This window comes from Bradyrhizobium sp. BR 1432 (assembly GCF_051547705.1).
Taxonomy (GTDB): Bacteria; Pseudomonadota; Alphaproteobacteria; order Rhizobiales; family Xanthobacteraceae; genus Bradyrhizobium; species Bradyrhizobium zhanjiangense.
This window is the reverse complement of record NZ_JBPUGF010000003.1, coordinates 1,334,377-1,351,136: the sequence shown is the minus strand read 5'-3', so window position 1 is coordinate 1,351,136 and position 16,760 is coordinate 1,334,377. Positions and strand designations below refer to the sequence as shown.

13 protein-coding genes and 7 pseudogenes are annotated in these 16,760 nt (G+C 65.6%); 14 read left to right on the top strand and 6 right to left on the bottom strand.

Features of this window, described 5'->3' with window-relative positions:
* The first annotated feature begins 2 nt into the window (after positions 1-2).
* The 4 genes and pseudogenes from phnL to ACSKB8_RS06580 all read left to right on the top strand — a co-directional run bounded on the left by phnL (position 3) and on the right by ACSKB8_RS06580 (position 3,101).
* Positions 3-702, top strand: a pseudogene (gene phnL / locus ACSKB8_RS06595) (phosphonate C-P lyase system protein PhnL).
* 12 nt (positions 703-714) lie between these two features.
* Positions 715-1,873, top strand: a pseudogene (locus tag ACSKB8_RS06590) (alpha-D-ribose 1-methylphosphonate 5-triphosphate diphosphatase).
* Positions 1,870-2,466: a phosphonate metabolism protein/1,5-bisphosphokinase (PRPP-forming) PhnN gene (gene phnN / locus ACSKB8_RS06585; RefSeq protein ID WP_438103324.1), complete on the top strand. Its 597-nt coding sequence runs from the start codon at positions 1,870-1,872 to the stop codon at positions 2,464-2,466. Before ACSKB8_RS06590 ends, phnN begins: the two are co-directional and overlap by 4 nt.
* A 22-nt stretch (positions 2,467-2,488) precedes the next feature.
* Positions 2,489-3,101, top strand: a pseudogene (locus tag ACSKB8_RS06580) (pyridoxamine 5'-phosphate oxidase family protein).
* Between the two features lie 179 nt (positions 3,102-3,280).
* Here ACSKB8_RS06580 and ACSKB8_RS06575 read toward each other — a convergent pair.
* Positions 3,281-4,012, bottom strand: a complete 732-nt coding sequence (locus ACSKB8_RS06575) for an SDR family NAD(P)-dependent oxidoreductase (RefSeq protein ID WP_438103323.1) — start codon at positions 4,010-4,012, stop codon at positions 3,281-3,283.
* A 45-nt stretch (positions 4,013-4,057) separates the two neighbouring features.
* On the opposite strand from ACSKB8_RS06575, the gene ACSKB8_RS06570 reads away from it, so the two are divergent.
* Complete coding sequence (locus ACSKB8_RS06570) at positions 4,058-4,222, top strand: hypothetical protein (RefSeq protein WP_438103321.1); 165 nt, start codon at positions 4,058-4,060, stop codon at positions 4,220-4,222.
* Between the two features lie 181 nt (positions 4,223-4,403).
* Positions 4,404-4,607, top strand: coding sequence for a hypothetical protein (locus ACSKB8_RS06565; protein ID WP_128942870.1), 204 nt, complete (start codon positions 4,404-4,406; stop codon positions 4,605-4,607).
* Here the strand turns inward: ACSKB8_RS06565 and ACSKB8_RS06560 are convergent, their stop codons facing one another.
* The 4 genes and pseudogenes from ACSKB8_RS06560 to ACSKB8_RS06545 all read right to left on the bottom strand — a co-directional run bounded on the left by ACSKB8_RS06560 (position 4,608) and on the right by ACSKB8_RS06545 (position 8,338).
* On the bottom strand, positions 4,608-5,108 hold the full coding sequence (locus ACSKB8_RS06560; protein WP_438103319.1) for a DUF6496 domain-containing protein: 501 nt from the start codon (positions 5,106-5,108) through the stop codon (positions 4,608-4,610).
* Between the two features lie 61 nt (positions 5,109-5,169).
* Positions 5,170-5,953, bottom strand: a pseudogene (locus tag ACSKB8_RS06555) (alpha/beta fold hydrolase).
* 4 nt (positions 5,954-5,957) lie between these two features.
* A pseudogene (locus tag ACSKB8_RS06550) lies at positions 5,958-7,252 on the bottom strand (O-acetylhomoserine aminocarboxypropyltransferase).
* A gap of 294 nt (positions 7,253-7,546) precedes the next feature.
* Positions 7,547-8,338 (bottom strand): IclR family transcriptional regulator, encoded by a 792-nt coding sequence (locus ACSKB8_RS06545; protein ID WP_438103317.1) that lies wholly within the window; start codon positions 8,336-8,338, stop codon positions 7,547-7,549.
* Between the two features lie 142 nt (positions 8,339-8,480).
* Here ACSKB8_RS06545 and ACSKB8_RS06540 point away from each other — a divergent pair, with 142 nt between their 5' ends.
* The 7 genes and pseudogenes from ACSKB8_RS06540 (at position 8,481) to ACSKB8_RS06510 (ending at position 15,103) form a co-directional block, all read left to right on the top strand.
* Positions 8,481-9,446 (top strand): Bug family tripartite tricarboxylate transporter substrate binding protein, encoded by a 966-nt coding sequence (locus tag ACSKB8_RS06540; RefSeq protein ID WP_438103315.1) that lies wholly within the window; start codon positions 8,481-8,483, stop codon positions 9,444-9,446.
* A 3-nt stretch (positions 9,447-9,449) separates the two neighbouring features.
* Positions 9,450-10,058, top strand: a pseudogene (locus ACSKB8_RS06535) (flavin reductase family protein); the annotation flags it as partial.
* 41 nt (positions 10,059-10,099) lie between these two features.
* Positions 10,100-10,976: pseudogene (locus ACSKB8_RS06530) on the top strand (fumarylacetoacetate hydrolase family protein).
* A gap of 3 nt (positions 10,977-10,979) precedes the next feature.
* Positions 10,980-11,783: a 2-oxo-hept-4-ene-1,7-dioate hydratase gene (gene hpaH / locus ACSKB8_RS06525; RefSeq protein WP_438103313.1), complete on the top strand. Its 804-nt coding sequence runs from the start codon at positions 10,980-10,982 to the stop codon at positions 11,781-11,783.
* A gap of 25 nt (positions 11,784-11,808) precedes the next feature.
* A complete protein-coding gene (locus ACSKB8_RS06520) occupies positions 11,809-12,201 on the top strand; it encodes a RidA family protein (RefSeq protein WP_128931108.1) in 393 nt (130 codons plus the stop codon).
* Positions 12,202-12,214: 13 nt separating this feature from the next.
* Complete coding sequence (locus ACSKB8_RS06515; RefSeq protein ID WP_438103311.1) at positions 12,215-13,090, top strand: amidohydrolase family protein; 876 nt, start codon at positions 12,215-12,217, stop codon at positions 13,088-13,090.
* A gap of 192 nt (positions 13,091-13,282) precedes the next feature.
* Positions 13,283-15,103: a tannase/feruloyl esterase family alpha/beta hydrolase gene (locus tag ACSKB8_RS06510; protein ID WP_438103309.1), complete on the top strand. Its 1,821-nt coding sequence runs from the start codon at positions 13,283-13,285 to the stop codon at positions 15,101-15,103.
* Here ACSKB8_RS06510 and ACSKB8_RS06505 read toward each other — a convergent pair.
* Positions 15,022-16,029, bottom strand: a complete 1,008-nt coding sequence (locus tag ACSKB8_RS06505) for an LLM class flavin-dependent oxidoreductase (protein ID WP_438103307.1) — start codon at positions 16,027-16,029, stop codon at positions 15,022-15,024. The two genes, ACSKB8_RS06510 and ACSKB8_RS06505, sit on opposite strands and share 82 nt — an antisense overlap.
* A 199-nt stretch (positions 16,030-16,228) precedes the next feature.
* Between ACSKB8_RS06505 and ACSKB8_RS06500 the strand changes: the two genes are divergently transcribed.
* Complete coding sequence (locus ACSKB8_RS06500) at positions 16,229-16,717, top strand: Crp/Fnr family transcriptional regulator (protein ID WP_438103305.1); 489 nt, start codon at positions 16,229-16,231, stop codon at positions 16,715-16,717.
* Positions 16,718-16,760: the final 43 nt, after the last annotated feature.

The following is a 16,760-nucleotide window of genomic DNA, read 5'->3' as shown; positions in this document are numbered from 1 at the left end:
CGATGACCGCAATGATCGACGTTGCCGATGCCCAAAAGACCTTTACGATGCACCTGCAAGGCGGCATCGAATTGCCGGCCGTGCGCGGCGTGACCTTCCACGTCGATCCCGGTGAGTGCGTCGTGCTGTCGGGGCCATCCGGCGCCGGCAAGTCGTCGATCCTGAAGATGATTTTTGGCAACTACCGCTGCGATAGCGGCCGCATCGGCATTCGTCATCGCGGCGCGCTGATCGATCTCGCCAGTGCCGAGCCGCGACAGGTGCTCAACGTTCGCCGTTCCACCATCGGCTATGTCAGCCAGTTCCTGCGGGCGGTGCCGCGGGTTGCCACCATCGACGTCGTGGCCGAGCCGCTGATCGTCAACGGCCTGGCGCGCGCTGAAGCGCAGCAGCGCGCAGGCAGCCTCCTGCATCGCCTCAACATCCCCGAGCGGCTCTGGCGGCTTCCGCCCGCGACCTTCTCCGGCGGCGAGCAGCCAGCGCGTCAACATCGCGCGCGGCTTCATCTCGGATTTGCCGATCCTGCTGCTGGACGAGCCGACCGCCTCGCTCGATGCCGCCAACCGCGCCGTCGTGGTCGAGCTGGTCACTGAAAAAAAGCGCCAGGGCGTCGCCATGGTCGCCATTGTCCACGACGACGAAATCCGTCATCTGATTGCCGACCGCATCGTCGACGTCACCAGCTTTGCCGCCGCGGCCTGAAGGAAGAGGGAAATGAACGCCAAGCCGAAGGACACCGTCATCGCCAACGCCAGGATCGTGCTGGCCGACCGGGTGATCGAGCAGGGCTGGCTTGCTCTCGCGGGCGGACGCATCGCCGAGATCGGCGAGGGCAGGGCGCCCGCCGGAGCCGAGGATGCCGGCGGCGACCTTATCATGCCGGGTCTGATCGAGCTCCACACCGACCATCTCGAGGCGCATTACGTGCCGCGGCCAAAAGTGTTCTGGAATCCGGTCGCCGCCGTCATCTCGTATGACGGCCAGCTCGCGACCTCGGGCATCACCACCGTGTTCGATTCGCTCCGGGTCTGGCGCGAGGAGGGCGCGGAGGAAGTCGACGGCCGCGCCGGCGTGCTCGCCGCCGCAATCACGACCGCGCGCGATGCCAGCCTGTTGCGTGCCGACCATTTCCTGCATCTGCGCTGCGAAATCCCGATGCCGAGCGTGGTCGAGGAGGCCAAGGAGCTGATCGACCGTCCCGACGTCAAGCTGATGTCGCTGATGGATCATACCCCCGGCCAGCGCCAGTTCCGCGACGAGGTCAAGCTGCGCGACTATTATCGCGGCAAGGGCGGCGGCAAGACCGACGCCGAGCTCGACGAGCTGTTCGCAAAGCGCTTCGAGTACCAGAAGCAATATGCCGCGACCAACATGCGCGAGATCGTGGCGCTGGCGCATCAGTACGAAGATTCCGCTGGCGAGCCATGACGACACCACCGAGGAGAACGTAGCGGACGCCGTGCGCGACGGCGTCGCCGTGGCGGAGTTCCCCACCACGCTGGAGGCCGCCCGCGGCCTGCACCAGTCCGGCATCAACATCCTGATGGGCGCGCCCAATGTCGTGCGCGGCGGCTCGCACTCCGGCAACATCGCCGCCGTCGATCTCGCGCGTGAAGGCCTGCTCGATATCCTGTCGTCGGATTACATCCCGTCGAGCCTGCTGATGGGTGCGCTGCAACTACCCGAACATGTGCCTGCGATCGATCTGCCGTCGGCGATCCGCACCGTGACCAAGGCGCCTGCCGATGCGGTCGAACTCACCGATCGCGGCGAGGTCGCGATCGGCAAGCGCGCCGACCTGATCCGCGTGCATGTTGCCGGCAGCGTTCCCGTCGTCCGCAGCGTCTGGCGCGAAGGGAGCCGTGTCGCATGAGCGAAACCGCGGCCATGGCGCAGGGCTTGGCAGGCGGGACTGGTCCCGGGCGGCTGGTGCTCGTGATCGGTCCCAGCGGCGCCGGTAAGGATACGCTTTTGCGGCTCGCACAGGCGGCGTGTAGCGAGGATCACGATATCTTCTTTCCACGCCGCGTCGTGACGCGGGAATCCTCCGGTCACGAAGACAATGTCGCGCTCGGCCCCGACGAATTCCGCCGCGCGCAGCAGCATGGCGATTTCGCCGTACACTGGGAGGCGCACGGACATTGCTACGCGCTGCCGCTCGAGATCAACGACGATATCCGTGCCGGACGCACGGTCGTCGTCAACGTCTCGCGCACGGTGATCGGCGCGTTGCGCCAAACCTATGCCAATGTCGTGGTGGTCGCGATCACGGCGCCGCCGGACGTGCTGGCGCAGCGGCTTGCCGCGCGGGCGCGGCATAGCGACGGCAACATCGCGGAGCGGCTGTCGCGCAGCGTCGATGATGCGCAGGCGCAGGCCGATGTCACCATCCTCAACGCCGGCAGCGCGGAGTATCATAGCCGCCAGCTCCTGCGGGTGATCAGGAACGAAGGCTGGCAGGAATAACCAGCGCAACCAGGAGAGTGGAATGTCGGTGATCGAAACGGTCGAACAGCTGGAGGCCATCTACGGCGTCACCAACGATGCCTCGACCGTGAAAGTCGCCGACCATGTCACGCCGCTCTATCGGATCTTCATTGAGAAGGCGCCGTTCGCGGCGCTTGCGACCATTGGACCGGAGGGGATCGACTGCTCGCCGCGCGGCGACCTGCCCGGCTTCGTCCGCATTCACGACTCCAAGACGCTGATGTTGCCGGACCGGCGCGGCAACAACCGGGTCGATTCCTTGCGCAACATCGTGCGCGATCCCAGGGTGTTGCTGATGTTCCTGATTCCCGGCTCCGGCAATGCGGTCCGGGCCAACGGCCGCGCCCATCTCTCGATCGATCCCGAGCTGCTGGCCTCGTTCAAGGTCGAAGGCAAGGCACCGCGCAGCGTTATGGTGATGAGCGTGGACGAGATCTATTTCCAGTGCGCCCGCGCCATCGTCCGCTCCGACCTCTGGAATCCCGACAAGCGCGTCGATCCCAAGACCCTGCCGACGCCCGGCCAGATCCTGGCCGAGATGAGCGAGAACAGAATCGGGCGGCGAAGAATATGATCGCGCCTGGCCCGCGCGCGCCGCCGCGACGATGTGGTGAGTCTCCGTTCTCTCTCGTCTCCCTCGCCCCGCTCTTGCGGGGAGAGGGCGGGGTGAGGGGCTCTCTCCGCGTATGAGATCGTCGATAGACCTGTACCCCCTCACCCGGATTGCATCTTCGATGCAATCCGACCTCTCCCCGCAAGCGGGGCGAGGTGAAGAGGGCGCCGGCCGCTCCCGCTAATTAAACGCCATGCCGCCGCTCAGCGCGATGGTCTGCCCGGTCATGTAGGCATTATCGACCAGCAGCATCGCGGCCTTCGCCACCTCCGCCGCCGTGCCAAAGCGGCCGAGTGGGATGCGGCTGACGAGTTGCGACTGGCCGCTCATCATGTCGGTCTCGATCAATGACGGCGCCACCGCATTGACGGTGATGCCTTGCTTCACGAGGCGCGCCGCATAACCTCGCGTGAGGCCTTCCAGACCGGCCTTGGATGCATTGTAATGCGGCCCGATGGCGCCGGCACCGCGCGCGGCGCCCGAGGAGATGTTGACGATGCGCCCCCACTTCCTCGCGCGCATCGACGGCAGCACCGCCTGCGTGCACAGGAAGACGGATTTCAGATTGACCAGGATGGTCCGGTCGAAATCGTCTTCGGTGAGATCATCGACGCCGCGCGTGATGGCGATGCCGGCATTGTTGACGAGGATGTCGATCGGCCCAAGCCCGGCCGTGGCGCGCTCGACCATGCCGGCTACGGCCTCGCGCTGCGAGACGTCGGCGGCGATCACGATCGCGCGGCCGCCCTGCCTGCCGATCTCACCTGCGAGCTGCTCGGCCTGGCCGATCTGCTCGCGGCAGTTGATCGCCACGGCGGCGCCTGCATCCGCCAGCGCGCGACAGACGGCCGCGCCAATGCCGCGCGAGCCGCCGGTGACGAGCGCCGTGCGCCCCTTTAGGTCTTCCGCCATCTCTGGACCTCCCAAATTCTGCGTCGTAGCGGCGAGAAGCCTATCATGCTGGGCCGGGCGCACGTGTTGAACTCATCGCGAGATGAATCCGGCTGTCAGCGCTTCCTGCGGGAGAAGCGCCCGGGCCTGCCGCTGCCAAATATGGATAGCCATTTCATTGACCAATCGCGGCAATCGCTCGATATTCGCAGCATCGAAACTGCTCCTTGAGCCGAAGCTGCGATATGAGAACCGATCACCAGCGAAATCCAGGCAACATGCATGCGTGCATGACGCGTCGCTGTTTCTCGGCGGCCACCGGCGCCTGTTGTTGTTGCTGACCGCCTCCTAGCAGCATCCAATATTGCAAATCGCAAGACAGGAACGCCGAAACCTCGGCGAACGAGCAGTCATGTCCCAAACCCAATCGAACGCCTACATCATCGAAATCCAAGACCGCGCCGCCGGCATCATCACCAGAGACGCGCGTGGCTTCCGCTTCTTCTCCTCGGAGCGCCTGTTCGACAGTCTCGAAGGCCGTCAGTTCCGTTCGGCGCGCGAGGCCGAGCGCGCCGCCCACGCGGTGTTGTCCGAGCGGAGCCGGCGCCTGAGCTGATCAGCGCCGGCGCGTCCTGGTGCGTGCCGCCTTCTTGGCGGCGGCGGAGCGGGCCTTGGCGCCCTTGGTGCGGCTCGCTTTCCGCGCAGCGGCCGAACGCGACGCCGCGGTTCGCACGCTCGCGGCGCGCTTGGCCTGCTTCGACAGCGCGCTGCGCGACGCTGTGGAGCGCGGCTCCTTCTTCAGGACGTTCTCGACGGCGCGCGATACGCGCGGCCGGCGCTTCGGGGTGCGTTTGCCCTGACCGGCCTCGTAGGCATATTTGGCGCTGCGGCGCGTCGACTTCTTGGTGCGCCCCTTGCGCGGCGGCGGCAGATCGACGCCGGCGCGGCGCGCCTCGGACAGGCCGATGGCGATGGCTTGCTTTGTCGACCGCGCGCCATGCTTGCCTTTCCTGATCTTGTCGATTTCGTCCTTGACGAATTCGCCGGCCTGCGTGCTTGCCGATTTGCCGGCGCGCTTGTCCTGCTTGGCTTTGCGGATGATTTCCTGTCTTGGCATGGGTCGAGTTCCCTTTGAAATCACAGGGATGCAACGCGCAAGGCAGCCGATTGATCCTTTTTCAGTTCCTCAGCGCCGCCAGCAATTCATCCGGGCGCTCGGCCATGATCATGTGTCCTGCGCCCGGCACGATGACGGTCTTCGCCTGCGGGATCGCCGCCGCCAGCGCCTTGCCGGCTTTCGCCGGAGTCGATCATGTCCCGCTCGCCGAGAATGAGCGTGGTCGGCACCTTCACGCTCGCGGCGGCTTGAAGCGCATTCGCATAGGCATTGCAGGCCGACAGATCCCTGAACAGCACGCCCGGCTCGCAATGCTTCAACACGGCCTGTGCGCCGCCATGCATCCAAAGGCCCGGCGCGAGGCTGCCGCCGAGCTCGGCCTTGAAGCCGAGGCCCCAGATCGAGACCATGTCGACGGCATCCTGGTCGTTGGCTTCGGCGGCCTTCAGCAGATCCGGGCCGACCGTCATGGTCGCGGCGGTGCCGATCAGGCTCAGCGCGGAGACCTTGTCCGGATGCCGCGCCGCCGTCTCCAGCGAGATTAGCGAGCCCATGGAATGGCCGATCAGGTGCGCCTTCGCGGCTCCTGCCGCATCCAGCAGCGCCGCCGTCCAGTCGGCCATCTCAGCGATGGTCGACAGCGACGGACCGGCCGAGCGGCCGTGGCCGGGCATATCAGGCGCCAGCACCGAAAAGCCGTGATGGGCGAACCAGCGCGTGTGCAGCGCCCAGGTCGAATGGTCGAAGCCGGCGCCGTGGATGAAGACGACCGCAGGCAGGGTATTGTCGAAGTCGCGGCCGCCGGTTGCGACAAACACCTCAGTGCCGTTGACGGAGAGCTTCATGGCGTCAGACCTTTTGCGAAATGCGCAGCGCTTGGGCGAGATCGTCGATGATGTCGGAGGCCGTCTCGATGCCGACCGAGAGCCGCACCAGCTCCTCGCCGACTCCGGCGGTCTTGAGCTGTTCGGCGTCCATCTGCTGATGCGTGGTCGAGGCGGGGTGGATCACCAAGGTCTTGGCGTCGCCGACATTGGCGAGATGGCTGATCATGCGCAGCGACTCGATGAACTTGCGCCCGGCGGGCCGCCCGCCCTTGATGCCGAAGGAGACGATGGAGCCGGCGCCGCGCGGCAGCAGCCTCTTTGCAAGCTGATAGTCAGGGTGGTCCTCCAGCGAGGGATGCAGCACCCAGTCGACCGCCTTGTTGACCTTCAGCGCGTCCAGCACGAGGTGCGTGTTCTGCATATGCCGGTCCATGCGCACGCCGAGCGTTTCCACGCCCTGCAATAGCTGGAACGCGTTGGTCGGGGAGAGGCAGGCGCCGAAATCGCGCAGGCCCTCGGTGCGCGCGCGCATGATGAAGGCCGCGGTGCCGAACTGCTCGTCAAACACGATGCCATGATAGCCGCCATAGGGCTCGGTCAGCACGCCGAATTTGCCGGAGCCACGCCAGTCGAAGCGGCCGCCGTCGACGATGGCGCCGCCGATCGCGATACCGTGGCCGCCGATCCACTTGGTCGCCGAATGCATGACGATGTCGGCCCCGAGTTCGACGGGGCGGCTGAGATAGGGCGTGGCGAAGGTGTTGTCGATCAGCAGCGGAATTTTCGCATCATGTGCGATCGCCGCGACCTCAGGGATGTCGAGCACTTCCAGCCCGGGATTGCCGATGGTCTCGCCGATCACCAGCCTCGTGTTCGGCTTGATCGCCGCGCGGAACGCGTCGAGATCGCGCGGCTTGACGAAGGTGGTGGTGATGCCGAAGCGCGGCAGCGTGTGCGCAAGAGGTTGATGGTGCCGCCATAGAGCGAGCTCGACGCCACGATGTGGTCGCCGGCGTTCAGAAGCGTCGCGATGGCCAGATGCAGCGCGGCCATGCCGCTGGCGGTGCAGATCGCGCCGACGCCGCCTTCGAGCGCCGCCAGCCGTTCCTCCAGCACGCCGGTGGTCGGATTGGAGATGCGGGTGTAGATGTGACCGGCGCGCTCCAGGTTGAACAGCGCGGCAGCGTGGTCGGAATCCTGGAACACATAGGACGTGGTCTGGTAGATCGGCACGGCGCGAGCGCCGGTTACGGGATCCGGATGCTGGCCCGCATGCAGGCTCAGGGTCTCGAAGGCAGGCGGTTTGGGCGCGGGCATGCGTGGCCTCGTTGGTCGGGTCGGCGATGGCGGTCCTTGTGCCACAAAACGAAGCGCGGCGTCAGCCCATTGACAGTGATGGATGCCGGCATGCAGCGACGACGCGTGATGGAGCCGCGGCCGCAACGGCAGTGCGCTCCCTCGCCCCGTTCTTACGGGGAGAGGGTTGGGTGAGGGGCTGCTTCCGCATTCACGGTGGCAGTTGAATTCGCGGAGACTCCCCCTCATCCGCCGCGCTTCGCGCGTCGGCCTCTTCCCGCAGGCGGGGAGAGGCGAAGTCGCGCCGCCGGCGCCTTAGCCGCGAATGACCTGCTCGATGATCCCAGCCTCGCGCAGCAGAATCTCCGCGACCTCCTGCTCGCGGCGGGGGCCGAGCCTCGTCCGCACGGCAGAGACCGTCATCGCAGCAGCCGGCTGTCCGTCCGAGCTCTTGATCCAGGTCGAGATCGATTTCGTGCCCTGCACGAGGCCAATCTCCCGCATGTAGTAGCCGCGCCGCCGCGCCGTGGTGATCTCGCCCATCACGGTCGCGACGTCGGTCTGGTAGGCCTCGAACCTCTTCTCGTTGGCCGCGACGATTTTGCGCGCGTCCTGCGCCGGCATCGCGGCGAGGATGGCGACGCCGGCGCTGGAGACGCCGAGCGGCCGGCGCGCGCCGACCTCGATCGACAGCACCTGAATCGGATAGACGCCGATCCTGCGATCGACGCACAGCGTGTCGTTGCCGGTCCGCACCGTCAGGAACAGCGTGTCGCCGATCTCGGCGGAGGCGCGCCGCAGCGACGGATTGGCGGCGATCAGCAGCCGCGACGGCCGCGGCCGCGCGAGCGCCAGCTCCGGCACCTGGTTGCCGATCGCATAGCGGCCGGTCCGCTCGTGCCGCTCGACGATGCCTTCCTCGATCAGCACGTGGACGATGCGATGCACGGTCGGGCGGGTGAGGCCGGTCGCCCGTACCACCTCGGCCAATGGCACACCGTCTTCGCGGCCTGCGGCCAGAATGCGCAGCACCGCGAGCGCGCGCCGGATTGCCTGGGCGCCCTGCCGCGGTTCCCTAGCGTTGCGGTCGAAGCTCGTCCTGTCCATAATATGGACAAGAACGCCACAATTCACTCGACAGGACAAGCGCGCATCTGGAGATTTCGCTCCGATCGAGATGCCTTTCGAATTGCCTTGCGCAACGTCGCGGCATCCGACGTGGAAATGGACGCGCCGCCGGGAGGTTAACATGAGATTAATCTGGATTGCCATCGCTGCTGCAGTTGCGATGCTGGCAGGGCCCGCATCAAGCCAGGAATGGCCGGCGCGCAACGTCAAGCTGATCGTGCCCTATCCGGCCGGCGGCAATGTCGACAGCGCGGCGCGCATCATCGCCGACAAGCTCCAGGAAAAGCTCGGCCAGCCCTTCATCATCGAGAACAAGGCCGGCGCCGGCGGCATGATCGCGGGCGAAGCCTTCGCGAAATCCGCGCCCGACGGCTACACGCTGTTCGTTGGCGCCAACGGCCCGGTGCTGTTCGCGACCGAGATCAACAAGCGCGAGGCCTATAATTGGAAAAAGGACTTCCTGCCGATCTCGACCATTTCGATGACGCCGCTGGTGCTCGAGGTGCATCCGTCCGTGCAGGCCAATACGTTCAAGGAATTCATCGATCTCGCCAAGCGCGAGCCCGGCAAGCTGACCATGGCCTCGCCGGGGCCTGGCACCACCAACCATCTGCTCAGCGAGCTGATGCAGTCCAACCTCGAGCTGCAATGGGTCACCGCGCACTATCGCGGCAACGCGCCGGCGATCAACGATCTGCTCGGCGGCCAGGTGCAGTTCGCGTTCGACCAGCTCACGGTCAGCCTCCAGCACATCAAGGCCGGCCTGTTCCGCGCGATCGCCGTCACCAGCCCGCACCGCCTGAAGTCGCTGCCTGACGTGCCGACCTTTGCCGAGCTCGGCTACAAGGACTTTGACGGCCAGACCTTCACCGGCCTGTTCGCGCCTGCGGGCACGCCGGCACCGATCGTCGACAAGCTGCACCAGACGCTGGTCGCGATCCTGAAGGACCCGGCCGTGGTCGACAAGTTCGAAAAGCTCGGTGGGGAGGCTACAGTGATGACGCCTGATGAGTTCAAGGCCTATCTCGCGCGCGAGGACGCCAAATGGATTCCGGTGGTGCGCAAGGCCAACATCAGGGCGGATTGATCGATGCGGATCGATCCCAGCGAGCTCGGCGCCGAGCGCATCTACCGCCTGATGACCGGCATCGTGGTGCCGCGTCCCATTGCCTGGGTCACGAGCCTGTCGCGTTCCGGCGTGCTCAACCTCGCGCCCTTCAGCGCCTTCACCTTTGTCTCGCAGAAGCCGCCGATGCTCGCCATCAGCGTCGGCCGCAAGGGTGCCGATTACAAGGACACGGCGCACAACATCCTCGATACCGAGGAATATGTGATCCACATCGCCGCTACCCCGCTGATGTCCGCGGTGCATGACAGCTCGGTCGAGCATCCGCCTGAAATCAGCGAGGTCGACCATCTCGGGCTCGAAACGCTGGCCTGCGAGCTCATCAAGGTGCGTCGGCTCGCCGCCGCGCCGGTTGCAATGGAATGCCGCTTTCGACAGTGCCTGGAATTCGGCGAGGCCCGCAGCCGGCTCATCGTCGGCGAGGTCGTCATGTTCCACATTCGCGACGGCCTCGTGAAGGACGGCAAGATCGAGACAAAGGCGCTCGATCCGATCGCGCGCATCGGCGGGCCGCGCTATGCCCGGCTCGGCGAGATCGTGACGCTGAACACCGTCTTCCAAACTCCCAAATCGAACCGACTGAGCGCGCTGGCCCCGGCCGCGCCCGCGACATCATTGGAGAACGACGATGCGAACTCGTAAGCTATCTCGTGGACGGAGAGCCACGCTACGGCGCGGCCGTCGAAGGCGGTGTCGTCGATCTGACCAAGCGGATCGGCCGTGACTTCTCTGATGTAAAAGCGCTGATCGCTGCCAACGCGCTTGCCGATGCGCAGGAGGCGGTCGCCGGGCAAAAGCCAGACTACGCGCTGGAAAAACTCGTCCTGCTGCCGCCGGTGCTGGCGCCGGAAAAGCTCTGGTGCATCGGCGTCAACTACGCCGAGCGCAACGCCGAGTACAAGGACAATTCGGACCTGCCCAAATATCCGAGCCTGTTCGTGCGCAGCATGTCGTCGATGACTGGCTCCGGCCAGCCGATCGAGAAGCCTGAGGTCTCCGACCAGCTCGACTATGAAGGCGAGCTCGTCATCGTGATCGGGCAGGGCGGCCGTCACATCCCGCGGGAAAAAGCGTGGTCGCACATCTTCGGCATGACGCTGTGCAACGAGGGCACGATCCGCGACTGGCTGCGCCACGGCAAGTTCAACGTCACGCAGGGCAAGAATTTCGACCGCTCCGGCAGCATCGGCCCGTGGATCGTCACCGCCGACCAGCTCGACCCGCGCGGGCCGCACGACATCATCACGCGCGTCAACGGCGAGGTGCGGCAGCAGGACACCACCGAGCGGCTGATGTTCCCGTTCGAACTTCCTGATCTCCTATCTCTCCACCTTTGCCACATTGAAGCCCGGCGACATGATCGTGACCGGCACGCCGACCGGGGCGGGCGCGCGCTTCGATCCGCCGCGCTGGCTCAAGGTGGGCGACGTCGTCGAAGTCGAATCGAGCCGCATCGGCGTGCTGCGCAACACCGTGGCCGCGGAGCAATAGATCATGCTGGATGCTGCGACGATCGAGCGCCTCGCCGCGCGCCTCGATGAAGCCGAGCGCACCAAGGCGCTGATCCCGATGTTCACGAAAGAATATCCGGACTTCAGCATCGAGGATGCCTACGCGGTCCAGCGCGCCTGGACGAAACTTCAGCTCGGCCGCGGCCGCGTCATCAAGGGCCACAAGATCGGCCTGACCTCGAAGGCGATGCAGAACGCGGTCGGCATCAATGAGCCCGATTACGGCGTGCTGTTCGCCGATATGTTCTATGCCGACGCCACGCAGATTCCGTTCGACCGCTTCCACGCACCGCGCATCGAGGTCGAGCTCGCCTTCGTGCTGAAGGCCCCGCTGCGCGGGCCCGATTGCACCATCTTCGACGTGCTCAACGCCACCGACTATGTCACGCCGGCGCTCGAGATCCTGGAGACGCGCATGCACCGCGTCGATCCCGAGACCGGCAAGACCCGCAAGGTGATGGACACGATCTCCGACAATGCGGCCAACGCGGCGCTGGTGCTCGGCGGCCGGCCGTTCCGCCCTCTCGATGCGGACCTGCGCTGGATCGGCGCGCTCCTGTTCCGCAACGGCGAGGTCGAGGAGACCGGGCTTGCCGCCGGCGTGCTCAATCATCCCGCCAACGGCATCGCCTGGCTCGCCAACCGCCTCGCGCCGCATGACGAATATCTCGCGGTCGGCGAGGTGGTGCTGGCGGGATCGTTCACGCGGCCGGTCGACATCCGGCGCGGCGACACCTTTCATGCCGATTACGGCGCGTTCGGCTCGGTGTCGTGCCAGTTCGTCTGAACCAACAACAAGAAGGGAGCGCACCATGAGTGGTCAATCGCGGCGCAAGAGCATCCATATCGGCGGCTTCAAGCATGCCAATCCGATCCCGAACGCCTGCCGCATCGGCAATCTCGTGATGTCGGGCGTCATCCTCGGCCGCGATGCGGCTGGCGTCATGCCCGAGAGCCTGGACGCGCAATGCGCCAACATGTTCGCGCATATGAAGGCGACGGTGGAGGCCGCCGGCGGCACCACGGATGACATCATCAAGATGACGGTGTGGCTGAAGGACCGTTCGCAACGCGGTCCCGTCAATGTCGAGTGGCTCAAGATGTTTCCGGACGAGCATTCGCGACCGGCGCGCCACGCGCTGCCGATGGACAACATGGACGGCGGCGCGCTGGTGCAGTGCGACTTCACCGCCGTGATCGACTGAGGGAGTTTTGCGCATGCCGACCTATCTGCCGTTCGATCCCAATCCGCGCCGCCCGGTCAAGGCGCCGCCGCCGAGGACCGTGGACAGCCAGTTTCACGTGCTCGGGCCGATCGACAAATATCCGGAGCGCCCCGGTGCGGCCTATCGGATGCCGACCGCGACCTGGGAAGCGGCGCTGCGCATGCACAAGGCGCTCGGCATCGAGCGCGGCATCATCGTGCAGACCACCACTTACGGCGCTGACCATGCCGTCGTGCTCGACGGCCTCGCTGCGATGGGCCCGAACTATCGCGGCTGCGCCAACGCCTTGGTGTTCGCGGAGGCGAGCAACTCTTATCTGGCCAAGCTGCACGACGCCGGAGTGCGCGGCGCGCGCTTCAGCTTCCGCCAGGAGCTCGGCGCCGTGCTGTCGGACGCCGATTTCGCCCGCGCCATCGCCCGCATCCGCGAGCTCGGCTGGTACGTCAAGATCCAGCCCGAGAAGGACGGCATCATGTCCAGCGTCGCCAAGTACGAGAATCTCGACGTGCCCGTGCTGATCGACCACATGGCGCGCCCCGATCCCGCAGCCGGCAAGGACGATCCGAATTTGCGCAAGATGCTGGAGCTGCTCGGCAAGGGCAATTTCTGGGTGATGCTGTCGCTCGGCGAGAAGACCTCGAAGACCGGGGCCCCCTACGACGACGTGATCCCGATCGCGCGCGCCTATATCGAGGCAGCGGTCGACCGCTGCGTCTGGGCCAGCGACTGGCCGCACCCGGTCTCGGTCAAGCAGCCGCCGAATGATGCCGATCTGCTCGAGCTGCTGTACCGCTACGCGCCCGACCAGGCGGAGCTGGAAAAGATCCTGGTGCACAATCCGGCGAAGCTGTTCGGCTTTCCGGATTAACCGGGGCGTTCACGATCGGGGGGCCGCATGTCGATTATCTCGGCACTGCGAAGGCTGCATCACCGTTCCTGGCTGAGTGCGGCGCTTGCTTTCGTGGGGTGCGCCGTCTCTATCGCAACCGCGGCAGCGGGCAGCGACACCGGCTCGCCCGTAACCACATGCGATCGGCTCCAATCGGAGTCCGGTCCGGCGATGCGCGTCAGCGAGGCCCAGCTGCGTCCGGCGGCCGATGGACTGGCCGCCCATTGTGAAGTGATCGCTTATCTGGACGAGCGAACCGGCGCCGAGGGTCAGAAGTTCGCCATTGGTCTGCATCTCAGATTGCCGGAAGCATGGAACGGTCGCTTCGTGTTCCAGGGGCAGGGAGGCACTGACGGTGTTCTCGGCAGCGGAGATGCGCAGCCCGGCGGCGGACAGCCGAGCGCGCTCAATCAGGGATACGCGACGGTCACGACGGATGCTGGACACAGCAATGCGCCGGGTCCCCTTGGTGGCGCCAAATTCGGCCTCGACCCGCAGGCGCGCATCGATTTCGGCTATCGCGCCGACGATGTCGTGACGCGGCAGGCCAGGCAATTCATCCGGGCCTATTACGGCCGCCTGCCAAGCTACTCCTATTTCCTGGGTTGCTCCAACGGCGGGCGGCACGGAATGGCGATCACGCAGCGCTTCCCGGATCACTTCGATGGCGTTGCCGCCGGCGCACCGGCCTTTCGAATGCCGGAGAAGGGTCTTGCGGGGGCCGCTTCGACGCAAGGCTTTGCGGCGATCTCGCCGAAAGCTTCGGACGGCCGCCCCATTCTGGCGCAGGCTCTGTCCCAGGCGGACATGGAATTGCTCTCCAGGGCGATCGTTCAGTCCTGTGATGAAGGCGATGGTCTCGCCGACGGCATCATCGACAATGTGCCTGCCTGTCGTTTTTCGCCGCGTACGCTGCAGTGTACCGCCGAGAAGACGGCAAGCTGTCTCTCCGCCGCGCAGGTGGCAGCTCTCGAAAACCATTTCCAGGGGCCAACTACGGCGCAGGGACGTCGGATCTATGCGCCATATCCCTATGACTCGGGAATCGCCACGGCTGGATGGCGGCGCTGGATTCTCGGCACGGCACCCGACAGCCGCGTCAACGCCTTCAACGTGTCCTTTGGCGCGACCCTGGCCTATCTCTACATGACCCCGCCTCAATCGCCCCTGGCTAATGAAGCGGAGGCCGTCTACGACTTTTACCGCACCGTGGATGTCACAGCCGCCCATGCGAGAATTTTCGGCACGAGCGCGGCGATGCCTGAGACCTCCGTGCAGGCGATCTCCGCAAATTCAGTCGATCTCTCCGGTTTCCGTCAAAGGCGCGGCAAGCTGCTGCTCTATCACGGCGTCAGCGATCCGACGTTCTCTGCGCTGGATACTCTGGACTGGTACAAGCGGCTCACGAATGCTGCGGGCGGGGAGAAGGAGACGGCCGAATTCGCCCGCCTCTTCCTCGTGCCCGGCATGAACCATTGTTCGGGAGGCCCTGCCACCGACAGCTTTGACGTTCTGACCCCACTGGTGACCTGGGTCGAGCAGGGCCGCGCGCCTGACAGCATCGAGGCTCGCGCGGGCGCGACAACGCCCTGGCCGGAACGCAGTCGGCCCTTGTGCCCTATCCTCGCCAGGCCCGCTATCTCGGCAGTGGCAGCATCGAGAAGGCTGAGAACTTCACCTGCGCCGCCCCCTAAAGCGAGATGGCTTTCGACTGCATCGATTACTGCGGCGGCTCGTTCACCTCTCCCGCTTGCGGGAGAGGTCGGCGCGAAGCGCCGGGTGAGGGCTTTCTCCTCTTGGGGATCGTCCCATTGCGGAAACACCCTCTCCCCGACCCTCTCCCGCAAGCGGGAGAGGGAGTGCACCTTCGTCGTTGCAGCAGCCAGGCCTGATCTGACAGCCTCCAGCGCTCACGCCTCCTGCCGCCTCGCCAGCCGATCCCGCACCTCCGCCGCGATCTCGAACGAGCGCAGCCGGGCTGCGTGGTCGTAGATCTGCCCGGTGGTCATCAGCTCGTCCGCGCCGGTCTCGGCGATCAGCGCCTTCAGCTTCTCCTCGACCATCGCGGGCGAGCCGACCGCGGAGCAGGACAGCGCTTGCGCAACGCCGGCCTTCTCCGCCGGCGACCACAGCGCGTCCATGTCGCCAGTCGGCGGCGGGAGCGGCCCCGGCGTACCGCGGCGCAGATTGATGAACTGCTGCTGCAGCGATGAGAACATGCGCTGCGCCTCCTTATCGCTGTCGGCCGCGAAGACATTGACGCCGATCATCGCATAGGGCTTGTCGAGCTGCGCCGATGGCTCGAAGCGAGCGCGATATTCGCGCAGCGCCGGCATCATCATCTGCGGCGCGAAATGCGAGGCGAACGCGAACGGTAGCCCGAGCATCGCGGCAAGCTGCGCGCCAAAGGTGCTCGATCCCAGAATCCATAGCGGCACCCTGGTCCCCATGCCGGGCACGGCGCGGATCGCCTGGTTCGGCTGCACATCGCCGAGCAGCGCCTGCAATTCCAGCACGTCATGCGGAAAGTTCTCGGCAGCCGTGGCGAGATCGCGCCGCAACGCCTTTGCTGTGAACTGGTCGGTGCCCGGCGCGCGCCCGAGCCCGAGATCGATCCGCCCGGGATCAAGCAACTCCAGCGTGCCGAACTGCTCGGCGATCACCAGCGGCGAATGGTTCGGCAGCATGATCCCGCCGGAGTCGACCCGGATCGTCTTGGTCCCGCCCGCGACATGGGCGATCACCACCGACGTCGCCGCGCTGGCGATCCCCGTCATGTTGTGATGCTCGGCCAGCCAGAACCGCTTGTAGCCCCAGGCCTCCGCATGCTGCGCGAGATCGAGCGAATTGCGAAACGCCTGCGCGGCGTCGCCACCTTGGCGGATGGGCGCGAGGTCGAGGATGGAGAAGGGGATCATGTGCGGGGGTACCGGTGTGGAGGGGCTGGGCAATCATGCGCATCTTGCAAGAAACACATGTAGTGGCCGCGCGCAGGATGGGTAGGGCACTTGCAAATCCACCCATCATGTTTCGCCTTCGAACTGTTGATGGTTTTCGCGTCCGCTCATCCTACGAGCTCTGCTTGCCGCTGATGGCGATGGAGCGTATCCTTGCGCGATGGCTGTCAGCGCTCCCGATCTGAAAGCGTTCCTGCTCGCGACGCCGTTCTTCGGCGGTCTTCCGGACCCAAGCCTCGATCTCCTGATTTCGATGCTGGTCGAGCGCCGCTTCGATGCCGGAGCAACCGTCGTGGCGGAGGGTGAGCCGGGACGCTCGATGTTCATCGTCGAATCCGGTCGGCTCTCGGTGAGCAAACGGACCAATAAGGGGAGCGTCATCCCGATTTCCGGTCTGGAGCGAGGCGATTTCTTCGGCGAGATGACGCTGATTGAAATGCAAAATCGCTCCGCCACCGTGGTCGCGGAGAGTCCGACCGTGCTGTACGAGCTGACCGCCCAAAAGCTCTACGCTTGCTACAAGGCCGACATCCACGCCTATGTGATCGTCCTGCAGAACATCAATCGCGAGCTTTGCCGAAGGCTACGCCGTGCTGACGATCGCTTCGCCGCACAGCAGGTAAGCGAAGAGCAAACCCCTGCGAGATGAAACTCTATCTGCGATGCAGTTCGTAGCCCGGATGGAGCGAAGC

Coding starts and splice junctions, on each gene's coding strand:
- hpaH (WP_438103313.1), top strand. CDS start 10,980: ATGCTGGATGCTGCGACGATCGAGCGCCTCGCCGCGCGCCTCGATGAA.
- ACSKB8_RS06545 (WP_438103317.1), bottom strand. CDS start 8,338: ATGGACAGGACGAGCTTCGACCGCAACGCTAGGGAACCGCGGCAGGGC.
- ACSKB8_RS06570 (WP_438103321.1), top strand. CDS start 4,058: ATGCTGGGCCGGGCGCACGTGTTGAACTCATCGCGAGATGAATCCGGC.
- ACSKB8_RS06510 (WP_438103309.1), top strand. CDS start 13,283: ATGCGCGTCAGCGAGGCCCAGCTGCGTCCGGCGGCCGATGGACTGGCC.
- phnN (WP_438103324.1), top strand. CDS start 1,870: ATGAGCGAAACCGCGGCCATGGCGCAGGGCTTGGCAGGCGGGACTGGT.
- ACSKB8_RS06520 (WP_128931108.1), top strand. CDS start 11,809: ATGAGTGGTCAATCGCGGCGCAAGAGCATCCATATCGGCGGCTTCAAG.
- ACSKB8_RS06575 (WP_438103323.1), bottom strand. CDS start 4,012: ATGGCGGAAGACCTAAAGGGGCGCACGGCGCTCGTCACCGGCGGCTCG.
- ACSKB8_RS06560 (WP_438103319.1), bottom strand. CDS start 5,108: ATGCCAAGACAGGAAATCATCCGCAAAGCCAAGCAGGACAAGCGCGCC.
- ACSKB8_RS06540 (WP_438103315.1), top strand. CDS start 8,481: ATGAGATTAATCTGGATTGCCATCGCTGCTGCAGTTGCGATGCTGGCA.
- ACSKB8_RS06515 (WP_438103311.1), top strand. CDS start 12,215: ATGCCGACCTATCTGCCGTTCGATCCCAATCCGCGCCGCCCGGTCAAG.
- ACSKB8_RS06500 (WP_438103305.1), top strand. CDS start 16,229: ATGGCTGTCAGCGCTCCCGATCTGAAAGCGTTCCTGCTCGCGACGCCG.
- ACSKB8_RS06565 (WP_128942870.1), top strand. CDS start 4,404: ATGTCCCAAACCCAATCGAACGCCTACATCATCGAAATCCAAGACCGC.
- ACSKB8_RS06505 (WP_438103307.1), bottom strand. CDS start 16,029: ATGATCCCCTTCTCCATCCTCGACCTCGCGCCCATCCGCCAAGGTGGC.